The sequence below is a fragment of the Haloactinopolyspora sp. genome, from assembly GCF_027324685.1.
In the GTDB taxonomy this organism is placed as follows: domain Bacteria; phylum Actinomycetota; class Actinomycetes; order Jiangellales; family Jiangellaceae; genus Haloactinopolyspora.
In genome coordinates, this window is sequence record NZ_DAHVSH010000150.1 from 1 (window position 1) to 10,807 (window position 10,807).

A 10,807-nucleotide genomic window follows, 5' to 3' on the forward strand; every position below is an offset into this window, starting at 1 on the left:
CACATCTTTGATGTGCTCGCCCTTCGGGCGATCGCCGGTCGTGAACACCTCCGACGCGACGTCGCTGGGCTCGTGGCGTGGCCTAGGCGCGGTCCTACTCCTTACTCGTAGATCGTGATCCCGACCTTAACAGCGGGTGAAGACAGAATAGCCCACACTTGACGGCGGTATAGACCGGTATTAGGTTCTGGGACCTCAGGTGAAACCTTCCGGCCTGGAGGCCAACCATGATCAGCAGGCGATACGGCGTGCTCGCCGCACTCGGGACGCTGGCGCTCGTCATCACGGCGTGCAGCCCCAGCGCATCGGAGGGCGAGTCCGATACCAGCAACGGCGGCGGCGAGACCACCCTCGAGGTCTGGGGCTGGCGGCAGGAGGACGTCGCTGCTTACGAGAAGATCTTCCAGCTCTACGAGGACGCCAATCCGGGCGTCACCGTCGAGTACGTCCCCTACAAGGCCGAGGAGTACGACACCATCCTGCGTACCGGCCTGTCCGACCAGAACGGGCCCGACGTCGCGCAGTTGCGGTCGTACGGCCTCCTGCAACCAGTGGTGGCCTCCGACAGTGTGGTGCCGCTGGACGACGAGGTCGACGCGCTCGCGGACTTCCCCACCGAGGTGCTCGACGGCGCGCGCGGCGTGGCCGACGGCCAGATCTACGGCGTACCGTTCGCGCTGCAGACCCTGCATGTGATCTACAACCAGGCGATCTTCGACGAGCACGGGCTCACACCTCCGGAGACCTGGGAAGACATGATCGCCGCGTTCACCACCTTGAACGATGCCGACGTCGTGCCGCTGGCCGCTACCGTCACCGACACCTGGATGCTGCCGATTCAGCACGAGATCTTCGGCGCGAGCACCTACGGCGGCAGCGACTACCTGGAGCAGATGCTCGCCGGTGCGGCCACGTTCACCGATCGACCGTGGGTCGACTCGCTGACCACGTGGAACGAGACCAGCCCGTTCTGGGGTTCGCAGTACAAGGGCACGAGCTACACCGACGCCCAGGCGTTGTTCACCTCGGGCCAGGCGGCCATGTTCCCTGGCGGCGTCTGGGAGCTCGCGGTGTTCGCGCAGGCGAATCCGGACCTCGAACTGGGCATCTTCAACGTTCCACCGCCGCCACAGGCGGCCGTGTCGGAGACCCTCGTGCCCGGCTACCTGGACGGTTCGTTCGGCGTCTCGGCGAACTCGCCGAATCAAGAGGCCGCCCTCGACCTCGTGCGCTGGATGGCCACCCCGGAGTTCGGCCAGGCCTTCACCGACGAGCTGCGCCAGATCAGCGCGGTGCCCGGTGTCGAGCCCAGCGACGAGCTGCTGGCGCAGGCGCTGGATGCGTACCTGGCCAACCCGAGCCCGTACGTCACCTACGCCTACTTCTCCAGCGGCGAGCCGACAGCATGGGACCTCGCTTCGGAAGGGCTCTCGAACTTCGTCCTCGGCCAGTGGAGCGCCGAGGAAGCCGCCGACCACATCCAGCGAGGCGTTGACCAGTGGTTCGAGCCGACGCAGTAGAGACTCGGCCGCGGTTGAGGCGGCGCTCCGCGGGCCGCCTCAACCGCACCCCCGCAGGCTGGATCGCCGCCTTCTGCCTGCCGGCGCTGGCGTTGTACGGCTTGCTGATCATCGTCCCGCTGGGCACGGCCTTCTACTACGGCTTCTTCTGGTGGGAGGGCACCCAGCGCGCGGGGTTCGCCGGACTCGGCAACTACCAGGAGATCCTGACCCGATACCCGCTGGGCACGGAGATCCCGACCGCGCTGTGGCACAACGTGCTGTTCTTCGTCGGCACCATGGCGATCCAGAACACCGTGGGACTGGGCTTGGCGGTCCTGCTCTATCGCAACCCGCGCTTCAAGCGCTTCTTCCAGACGGTGTTCTCGCTGCCGTACCTGATCAGTCCGCTCATCGTCGGCTACATCTGGTCGCTGTTGCTCAGTCCGAACTTCGGGCCGATCAACTACGTGCTGCGCTCGGTGGGCCTGGAATCGTGGGCGCTGCCTTGGCTCGGTGAGCCCACCACGGCGCTTCCGGTGCTGGTCCTGGTCAACGCCTGGCAATGGATCGGCGGGCCGATGCTGATCTTCCTCGCCGCTCTCGGCGGGATCCCACAGGAGTTGGAGGAGGCGGCGGCACTGGACGGAGCCTCGCCCGCGCGGGCGTTCTGGAGTGTGCGATTCCCGCTGCTCATGCCGGCTGTCGGTGTCATCACCGTGCTCACGTTCATCGGCTGCTTCAACATCTTCGACCTGGTGTACGCGTTGGGCGGTTCCGACGGCGGGCCGGGCGGTGCGATGGACGTGCTGGGCCTGCTCTACTACCGCACGGCGTTCGAAGGCGGCACCAACGCGATCGGAGAGTCCTCGGCGCTGGCCATGTTGATCTTCGTGGTGATCTTCGGTTTCGCCATCGTGCTCGAACGGTTGCTCCGGCGCCGGGAGGTGACCCAATGACCCCGCTCTCGCCGGCCACGACGCGACGTGCGGCCCGAGCCCCGGAACAGGCCGGCCCACCACCGGCTCGGCGCGGCCCGGGCTTCGGCCTGCGGCGCGTCGGCGTCCAGCTGCTGCTGTGGGGCTACACCGCGCTCGCCTTCGGTCCGCTCGTGCTCGTCCTGGTGGGTTCGTTCCGGACGAACGCCGACATCCTGCAGCAACCCGTGGGGCTGCCGACCTCGCTGGACCTCGGGAACTACCAGCGGGCCTGGGAGACGGCGTCGCTGTCGATCTACTTCCTGAACTCCGTGGCCGTCACCGTCGCGGCGGTGTCGCTGTGCGTCGCGGTCTCCGCGATGGCGGCCTATGCCCTGTCGCGGTGGCGGTTCCGCGGCCGGGCGTTCCTGGCGGCGCTGTTCATCTCCGGGCTGATGATTCCGGCCAAACTCGGTCTGTTGCCGGTGTTCTACATGTACCAGTCGGTCGGGCTCATCGACAGCCGGATCGGTCTGGTGCTGCTCTACGCCGCCAACGGCGTGCCGTTCTCCATCTTCGTGATCATGGGTTTCATGCGTGGGCTTCCGCTCGAGCTCGAGGAGGCGGCTCGCCTCGACGGTGCGAACCCGGGGCGGATGTTCGTATCGGTCGCGCTGCCGCTGATGCGTCCCGCGCTCGCCGTCGTCACGGTGTTCCAGTTCGCCTTGACCTGGAACGACTTCTTCTACCCGCTGGTGTTGATGCGCAGCGACGAGAAGTACACCGTGCCCGTCGGGCTGACGCGCTTCTTCGGCGAGTTCGCCGCGGATCGAGCGACGTTGTTCGCCGGCCTCGTCATCGCGCTGGTTCCGCTGGCGATCGTCTTCGCGTTGGCGACCCGGCACATCATCAGCGGGCTCACGGCGGGGATGTCGAAGTGACCGGTCACGATGCCGTCATCAGCATCGACGGCGGCAAGTCGCAGGTGCGGGTGCTCGTGGCCACCGGGCCACACCGGCAGAGCGGCGTCGGCGCCGGCATGGTCTACCAGCCCGGTGAGGACGGCGTCGATCGCATCGTCGCCGGTGTCCGCGAAGCGGCTGCGACGCTCGACCTGCCCGCCGAGGTCACCGGCGTCGTCGCGGGGCTGACGGGGATACCCGGCGAACTCGACGCGCGCCGACGACTGGCCGCGCAGCTCGAAGCGCTCTTCCGCGGACCGGCCCTGGTGGTCGAGGACGTCTACCTCGCCCATGCCGGTGCCGTGGGTGGCCCGGGCACGGTGCTGTGCGCGGGGACCGGGACGAACGTGCTCGCGGTAGGCCCGGCCGGTAGGTGCTCCAGGCTCGACGGCTGGGGACCGTTGCTCGGTGATCGCGGCAGCGGTTACGCGATCGGGCTGGCCGGGCTGCGGGCCGCGGCGGCGGCACTCGACGGCGTGGGTGCGGCGACGACCCTCACCCGGGAGTTTCCCGGAGCGGTCGGCGGAACGGACCTGGCGGGCCTGCAGCGGTTCTACCGTGATCCGCAGGTGGTCGCCCGCATCTCCGGCTTCGCCCCCGCCGTCATGGCGGCCGCCGACCACGACGACGTCGCGCGGACGATCTGTGCAGCGGCGGTCGACGATCTCGCGACGGCCGCGGCCGCCGCAGCGAAACGCCAGGGCGACGCCGGCCGCCGCGTTTCGTACTCCGGTCGGTTGATCGGCGCCAGCCCGCTCTTCCGTCGCCTGCTGGCCGACGAGCTTCGGGGCCGCGGGCTGGACCTGGCCGATCCGGTGAGTTCTCCGCTGGAGGGCGGATTGACGCTGCTGCGGGCCGCTGCGCCCTATGCCCAGCTGGTCGAGCGACTACGCCACGACGTGGACGGTATCGAGACGGGGGAAGATGCGTGAGAGTCGGACATGGTGCCCGGGACCTCGAGGTGGTGCCGGGTGAAGGGATGGGCGGTTACGCCGACCGTTCCCAGGGAGTCGAGGGCGTGCTGGACCCGCTGGAGGTCCACGTACTCACCTTCGCCGACGACGCACACCGCTTCGCCCTCGTGGTCGCGGATCTGATCTGCGTCAACACCGACATCGTGGACCGGATCCGCGCGGGACTGCTCGATCTGGGCGTCGACTCCTGCTGGGTCTCGGCCACACACACGCACGCGAGTCCTGAGGCCGGCTGCACTCCGGGAGGCGCTGCGACGCCGCCCGGCCTCGGAGTTCGCTTGCTCGAAGCCACGGTCGCGGCAGCGAAGACGGCGCTGGCCGACGAGCAGGACGCCGCGTTGGCGCACACGCGCGCGTGGGTCCCCAAGCTGGCTGGTCGGCGCAATGCCGACGACACGGCTCCGATGGAGATCCCCGTCGACATGATCGTGGTCGCCGACGACGACGTCGTCGGGGTGATCACGATCTCCCCGGTCCATCCGACCGTGCTGCCTGCCGCCAACCGCGACGTCAGCGCGGACCTGAACGGAGGGATCCGGCGCAGCCTCGCCACGCCGCACCGCTGGGCGGTGGCCGTCACCGGGGCCGCAGGTGACATCAGCACCAGGCACACTCGGGCCGGCCGGTCGGCAGCGGAGATCGACCGGCTCGCGGCCGTCGTCGCCAGCCACGTGCAAATCGAGGCGCACGGCGAGTACGAGTCCCGGCGCAACGCGGTGCGTCCTCCGGTGTCGCGCACCGTACGCCTGGAGCCCAAGTCCGCTGCCGACGTCGACGGCCTACCGGACGAGCCGCCGGGAGCTCCTACCGACGAACGCACGCGTGTCGTGTACGAGCAGGGTCTGCAGTTGGCGCGCGACCTGGCGGCCCGCGGACGCGTCGACGACTACGTGGTGGATGTCCAAGCTGTCGGCCTCGGCGAGGTGACGCTGGTGGCTGTCCCGGCCGAGCTGTTCCTGGCTCTGGGGGAGTCGATCCGGGCGGCGACCGGCCCGGACGTCATCGTGCTCGGCTACACGAACGGATACCTCGGGTACCTGCCCAGCCGGGACACGCTGCCGACGTACGAGACTCTCGTCAGCCCGGTGCGGCCGGGCAGCGGCGAGCGCATAGCCGACGCCGCGGTCCGCGCGGTGCAGGCTGTCCGTAGAAGTGAGGAGCGGGAATGATCGAGTCCGAATTCGCCCGGCAAGCAGCGGGGCTGGCCGACCACGTCATCACGACCCAGATGGCGGCGATGCAGAAGGCCGCTGCGCTGGCGGCGGAGGCGATAGCCGCCGACGGCGTGCTGCAGGCGTTCGGAACCGGGCATTCCCGGATCGTCACGCTGGAGCTGGCCGGCCGCGCGGGTGGGCTGGCACCGGTCAGCATGCTCGCGGTGAAAGATCTGGTGATGTTCGGCGGTGCGGATCCGGCGCGGATCCTGGACCCGACGTACGAGCGAGAGCCCGGCCTGGCCGAACGGATCTACACCCTGGCGCAGCCGAACCCCGCCGACCTGTTCGTCATCGTGTCCAACTCCGGGCTGAACTCGTCGATCGTGGAGATGGCCTCGCTCGCGCGCGATCGCGGGCACCGCATCGTGGCGATCACGTCACTGGCGCACACCCGCTCGTCCGCGGCGCGAGAGACCGGAGGCCCGCGGCTCGCCGACCTGGCCGATGTCGTGATCGACAACTGCGCGCCGGAAGGCGACGCGGCGATCGAGGTCGCTCCCGGGCTGAAGACCGGGGCTGTGTCGTCGTTCACCGGCGTGCTCATCGCGCAGATCCTCACCGAGCTGACCTGTCTCCGCCTGCTCGAGGACGGCCACCGTCCGCCGGTGTTCATCTCAGCGAACCTGGCGACCGGCGACGCGCACAACAAGACGCTCCAGGAGCGTTACCGGCAGCGGGTCCGTCCCATCGAGCCGTAACCGGGGCGCGTCAGCGTAGCGAATCCGCGAGGCGGGCGCGCATTCGGCGGTAGTGGTCCGGGTCGAGGCTGAAGCTGCTCAGCGTGGTGTCGCCGTCGGGGTCGGCGATGGCGCGGGCCAGGTCGTCGCCGTGCCGGTCGCGCACCAGCTGCAGCAGCCGCAGGTCGTTCATCGCCTCGCCGAACACCCGCGAGCGGATCGAGTGCCACGGCCGTCGGTCCGGGCCCGGGTACACGAGGAACGGATCTCCGGCCGGGAAGCTGCCATCGGCATCGGCGCTGGCGAACGGATCGATCGGGGCCAACGAGCCGGCGCTGTTGTAGAAGTTGAAGCCCCAGTGCAGGAAACCGGCTGCGCCGGTGAGATACAGCTGCGTCCCGATCGCCCGGTTGCGGCTGGACGGCATGGCGATGAACCGGTTGGCGACGTCGCGGTGCTGAGAGACGCAGTAGTACAGCCACAGCGGGTGCACGCCGGCGCGCAGGAACGGTTCGGCGTGATCGGTGGCGACCACCGGGATCGGGACGGTGCCCGACGAGAACAGCTCGAAGTCGCTCAGCGCATCGACGATCGTGCAGCCGGCGAGCAGGTCGTCGACGACCGACCGCGCGGCGCGGTAACTCTCGGCGTGCTCACCGTGGGGTTCGTCCGAGACGTGGAAGATGACGTGGTCGAGGCCCCACTCGGCGTCGAGCACGCTGAGCAGCGCGGGCAGCAGGTCGTCGAGGAACTTGCGGTACGAGGGGTCGGTCGCGGGCACGTCCCACCCGAAGGCGCGAACCTGGTGCCCGTCGCGCTCGACGTAGATCGCCGGGGTGTAGGCCGCGCCCCATTGGGTGAACAAGTGGCTGATCTCCAGGGAGCGGATGCCGTGCGCTCGAGCCATCGCCATCCACCGCTGCAGCCGGGCGAAGTCGAAGACGTACCCGTCCGCGGTTTCGGCGATGCCCACCAATTGGGTGGACCGGCGATAGTGCCCGACCGCGGTGTCCAGCGGCGGCGTCCACACCGGCGTCAGCACCGAGTTGATCTGGAGTTCGGCCGCGGCGGCGAGGAACCGGTCGATCAGCTGCCAGTGCTCGTCGGACCACACTTCCACGTCGTAGTGGGTCGCCAACCCGTCGCAGTGGAACCAATGCGTGTTGACGATCTGCAGCGGCGGCAGCGGCTGGGCCACCGTGTGGACGAGGATGTCGTGTGCGCCCACTGTGGTGCCGTCGTCGCTGCGCAGCGTGATCCGGATCGGCACGGTGCCGTCGCTCACGTCGTCGTCCGCGCACAGATCGATCCAGACCGCCCGCCACTGCCCGATGAACGCACGGATCCTCGGCTCGGGCATCGGGCGCAGCGGGTCGGGGTAGAGCCCGGCGGTGTCGCGCAGGTAGCCGTCGTCGTGCTCGTCGAAGGCCAGGAACGAGGCCGGGACCAGGTCGACGCTCGAGAGCGTGGCGGTGATTCCCGGCCCGGTCACCACCTCGACGTCCACCTCGGGCGGGCGGCCGGCACGTTGGGTCGGCGGTTTCAGCGCGACCTGGACGGCGATGGTTTCACCGGCGAAGACGTGCTGGGTGATCCCGGTATCCATCGGGCGCGGATCGGCATCGGGAAACACCTTTTCCAGGGAGTCGCAGAGCACACTCGTCCAGCTCGTGCGCGGATTCGGCATGACGGAGCGTCCTTCGTCGTCGGGTCGTTCGCCAGCCTGCATTGAACCGGGCCGCCCCGGCCCGGTCGAAACCGGGCCCGCGCTCACGGCTGCTCGCCGGTGGGCCCGGCACAGCAGGCGCGGGTGCAACCCGGGGCACACGCCCGGCGAACTGCCACGCGACGGCAGTGGCGGAGACGACCTCGACGGCGGAATCGAGGCCGAAGCCGACCAGGGCCGCCGACGACGACGCGGTCCCGGGAAGCGGGTCATGTGCACGTGCACTCGTCCGGGCCGCAACAGGTCGGATCGACGAACAGCACGACGCGCAGCAGATGCGACAACGCTGGAGCCAGATGAGGATCGGCGAGCCGATACCAGCTGTGGCGTCCCTCACGCTCGGCCGTGACCAGACCGCATCCACGTAAGCAGGCCAGCTGGTTGGACATGACCTGCCTCGACACGCCCAGGGCGTCGGCCAGATCCGATGGATACGCCGGTGCTTCGCGCAGTGCGAGCAGGATGCTCGCGCGGGTCTGGTCCGACAGCGCGTGCCCCAGCCGGGCCAGCGCCTCGGTGTGCGACATCGTCACCGTGGTCATGGGCGAACGGTACATCGAATCCTGAATTCAGAAAACGATGAATCGTTGGCGACGGCCATGGAGCAACGCCTCGTGGCCGGTGACGCCGAGGGCAACAGTTGTCACGCATGTCACCCCTGGCCAACGAGGGCTGCCGAGCCCCCTGCAATTCCGGGCTCACCTGCCACGCGGCTCCACGTCCGGACATGGCGCAGCCTCGCTGCATCGCCGCTATGTCGGCTCGGTGAGCATGCCGGCCCGCTTGACGGTGCGCAGGCTCACCGCGACGTCGGCGTGAATCAACCCCGGCAGATTGCCGATGGTCTCGGACAGGAAGTCGTAGAGCGCGCTGTCGTTGGCGACCGCGACTTCGCCGCACAGGTTCCGGTCACCGGTCGTGGCGGCGATCATCAGGACGCTGCGGTGCCGGGCGAGTCGTTCGCCGGCCTGGCTGAGTTTCGTGGGGTTGATCGACAGCCAGATGAACGCGTTGACCGTCAGGTTCAGCACCTCGGGCTCGACGACGGCGCGCATCCGCAGGATTCCGCGCTCCATGAGCTGCTCGGTGCGCCGGCGGGCGGTGGACGGTGTGACGCCGCAGCGGGCGGCGAGCTCCTGCCATCCGATGCGGCCATCCACGATCATCTCGGCGAGTAGCCGCTCGTCCAGGGTCGACATGGGCGCCACCTCGTCGGGTTCGGGCCGCTCGTGCCAGCGGTCGCGGCGGCTGGCACGCAGGGTGGCGACGGCCTCGTCCGGGAGGATGCCCGGGTTCCAGCTGTGCGGGGTCGCGAAGCGGCGGATGACCTGGTTGCTGAAGGTGGCGACCACCCCGTGCAGTTGCGGAAGCTCCTTCATCATCACCCGGTACAGGTGCTCGTTCGAGGTGTAGGCCAGCTCCGCCACGCAATCGACGCTGCCGGTCAGCAACTTGACCGAGCCGGCTTCTCGCCACTGCGCGAGGGGGTAGGCGACGTCGTTGCCGGCGCCCGGCGTGCACCGGAGCCGGACGAACACCGTGCGGGCGCGGTGGCTGATCTGGGAGTCCAGCGCGCCCACGACCAGGACCGTCCGGTCGCGGCGCAACCGGGCGATCCGGCGCGAGACCGTCGCTTCCGAGCTGCTCACGGCCTCGCCGATCTGCGCGTTCGTGGCGCGGGGGTTGGCGAGCAAAGCGGCGATCACGAGCCGGTCGAGTTCGTCGAGTCTGGCCGATTCCGTCATGACCACACTCTATTGTTTCTGTTTCTTGCATGTTGTAGACGATCATTGACAGCCTGGATCACGCCAGCCAAGCATGGACGCGCCTTCAGGCATGCGGCCCTAGGGTCGTGCACTTGATCATCAAACGGACAGCGAGGAGGACCGCATCATGTGGCGACGGACCCTGGGCGCATCGGTGGCGGCTTTGGCGCTCCTCGCTGCCGGATGTTCCGGCGACGACGGCGGCGGCTCTGGGGACGGTGACGGGTCCCTGACGTTCTGGACGGTGTACGACACCAACGACCGGATGGCGAAGATGAAGCCGGTGCTCGCGGACTTCACCGAGCAGACCGGTATCGAGGTCGAACTCGTCGGCGTGAGCGCGCCCGACCTGCCGCAGGCGATGGTCTCCGCGGCCGCGGCCGGTGACCTTCCCGACGTCGTCGTGCACGGCGTCGAGCTGGCGGCGGGCTGGGTGGACGAGGGCATCCTCGATTCCGCCGCGGCGAGCGAGCTGGTCGACGAACTCGGTGCCGACACGTTCAACGAGAGCGCCCTGGACCTCATCAGGACCGACGGCGGCGAAGGCGAGTACGCCAGCGTCCCGTCCGACGGCTGGGGCCAGATGATCTTCTACCGGACGGACCTGTTCGAGGCGGCCGGCTTGGAGCCGCCCGAGACGTACGAGCAGGTACTGGCCGCCGCCGAACAGTTGCACGGGCAGGACGGGGTGAACGGTTTCGCTCCGGGCAGCTCCGGCGGCGACGGTTTCACCATGCAGGTGTTCGAACATGTCGCGCTGGCCAACAACTGCCAGCTGGTCGACGACAACGGCGAGATCACGCTGGACAGCCCGGAGTGCGAAGAGGCCATCCAGTTCTACGTCGACCTGAACGAGTACGCCCCGGCCGGCGCCGGCGACGTGGACACCACCCGCGCGAACTACCTCGCCGGCAAGGCCGCGATGGTCTCGTGGTCGCCGCACCTGCTCGACGAGCTCGCCGGGCTCTTCCCGGACACGCCGCTGACCTGCGAGCAGTGCAAGGAAGATCAGCAGTGGCTGGTGGATCGCACGACGATCCTGCCGCTGTTCAGCGGGCCCTCCGGTGAC

10 protein-coding genes and 1 pseudogene are annotated in these 10,807 nt (G+C 69.0%); 7 read left to right on the forward strand and 4 right to left on the reverse strand.

Annotated elements, in window-relative coordinates; translation table 11 throughout:
- The first annotated feature begins 227 nt into the window (after nt 1-227).
- From M6444_RS16540 to M6444_RS16565, 6 genes are read left to right on the forward strand one after another with little or no spacing between them, the layout of a single operon-like run.
- Nucleotides 228-1,520, forward strand: a complete 1,293-nt coding sequence (locus M6444_RS16540) for an extracellular solute-binding protein (protein ID WP_298329811.1) — start codon at nt 228-230, stop codon at nt 1,518-1,520.
- Nucleotides 1,521-1,534: 14 nt separating this feature from the next.
- The gene (locus M6444_RS16545; RefSeq protein WP_298329813.1) at nt 1,535-2,458 is read left to right on the forward strand and encodes a sugar ABC transporter permease; all 924 of its coding nucleotides are present in this window, start codon (nt 1,535-1,537) and stop codon (nt 2,456-2,458) included.
- Nucleotides 2,455-3,357, forward strand: coding sequence for a carbohydrate ABC transporter permease (locus tag M6444_RS16550; RefSeq protein WP_298329816.1), 903 nt, complete (start codon nt 2,455-2,457; stop codon nt 3,355-3,357). The genes M6444_RS16545 and M6444_RS16550 overlap by 4 nt, the downstream gene beginning before the upstream one ends.
- Nucleotides 3,354-4,310: a BadF/BadG/BcrA/BcrD ATPase family protein gene (locus M6444_RS16555; protein ID WP_298329819.1), complete on the forward strand. Its 957-nt coding sequence runs from the start codon at nt 3,354-3,356 to the stop codon at nt 4,308-4,310. The genes M6444_RS16550 and M6444_RS16555 overlap by 4 nt, the downstream gene beginning before the upstream one ends.
- Nucleotides 4,307-5,521 (forward strand): hypothetical protein, encoded by a 1,215-nt coding sequence (locus M6444_RS16560; RefSeq protein ID WP_298329823.1) that lies wholly within the window; start codon nt 4,307-4,309, stop codon nt 5,519-5,521. The genes M6444_RS16555 and M6444_RS16560 overlap by 4 nt, the downstream gene beginning before the upstream one ends.
- Entirely contained in the window at nt 5,518-6,267 is a 750-nt protein-coding gene (locus M6444_RS16565) for a sugar isomerase domain-containing protein (RefSeq protein WP_298329826.1), read from the forward strand. The genes M6444_RS16560 and M6444_RS16565 overlap by 4 nt, the downstream gene beginning before the upstream one ends.
- Nucleotides 6,268-6,277: 10 nt before the next feature.
- Here the strand turns inward: M6444_RS16565 and M6444_RS16570 are convergent, their stop codons facing one another.
- The 4 genes and pseudogenes from M6444_RS16570 to M6444_RS16580 all read right to left on the reverse strand — a co-directional run bounded on the left by M6444_RS16570 (nt 6,278) and on the right by M6444_RS16580 (nt 9,717).
- On the reverse strand, nt 6,278-7,933 hold the full coding sequence (locus M6444_RS16570) for a DUF4091 domain-containing protein (protein ID WP_298329828.1): 1,656 nt from the start codon (nt 7,931-7,933) through the stop codon (nt 6,278-6,280).
- Between the two features lie 133 nt (nt 7,934-8,066).
- A pseudogene (locus M6444_RS23045) lies at nt 8,067-8,171 on the reverse strand (cobalt transporter); the annotation flags it as partial.
- Nucleotides 8,172-8,181: 10 nt separating this feature from the next.
- A complete protein-coding gene (locus M6444_RS16575; RefSeq protein WP_298329831.1) occupies nt 8,182-8,514 on the reverse strand; it encodes a metalloregulator ArsR/SmtB family transcription factor in 333 nt (110 codons plus the stop codon).
- Nucleotides 8,515-8,724: 210 nt separating this feature from the next.
- A complete protein-coding gene (locus M6444_RS16580) occupies nt 8,725-9,717 on the reverse strand; it encodes an Lrp/AsnC family transcriptional regulator (RefSeq protein ID WP_298329834.1) in 993 nt (330 codons plus the stop codon).
- A gap of 148 nt (nt 9,718-9,865) precedes the next feature.
- On the opposite strand from M6444_RS16580, the gene M6444_RS16585 reads away from it, so the two are divergent.
- Nucleotides 9,866-10,807, forward strand: a 942-nt coding sequence (locus M6444_RS16585; protein WP_298329837.1) for an extracellular solute-binding protein, incomplete at its 3' end; no start/stop codon positions are given.

Excerpts from the sequence above, each read along its gene's own strand:
- M6444_RS16540 (WP_298329811.1), top strand. The coding sequence starts at position 228 with ATGATCAGCAGGCGATACGGCGTGCTCGCCGCACTCGGGACGCTGGCG.
- M6444_RS16550 (WP_298329816.1), top strand. The coding sequence starts at position 2,455 with ATGACCCCGCTCTCGCCGGCCACGACGCGACGTGCGGCCCGAGCCCCG.
- M6444_RS16565 (WP_298329826.1), top strand. The coding sequence starts at position 5,518 with ATGATCGAGTCCGAATTCGCCCGGCAAGCAGCGGGGCTGGCCGACCAC.
- M6444_RS16570 (WP_298329828.1), bottom strand. The coding sequence starts at position 7,933 with ATGCCGAATCCGCGCACGAGCTGGACGAGTGTGCTCTGCGACTCCCTG.
- M6444_RS16575 (WP_298329831.1), bottom strand. The coding sequence starts at position 8,514 with ATGACCACGGTGACGATGTCGCACACCGAGGCGCTGGCCCGGCTGGGG.
- M6444_RS16580 (WP_298329834.1), bottom strand. The coding sequence starts at position 9,717 with ATGACGGAATCGGCCAGACTCGACGAACTCGACCGGCTCGTGATCGCC.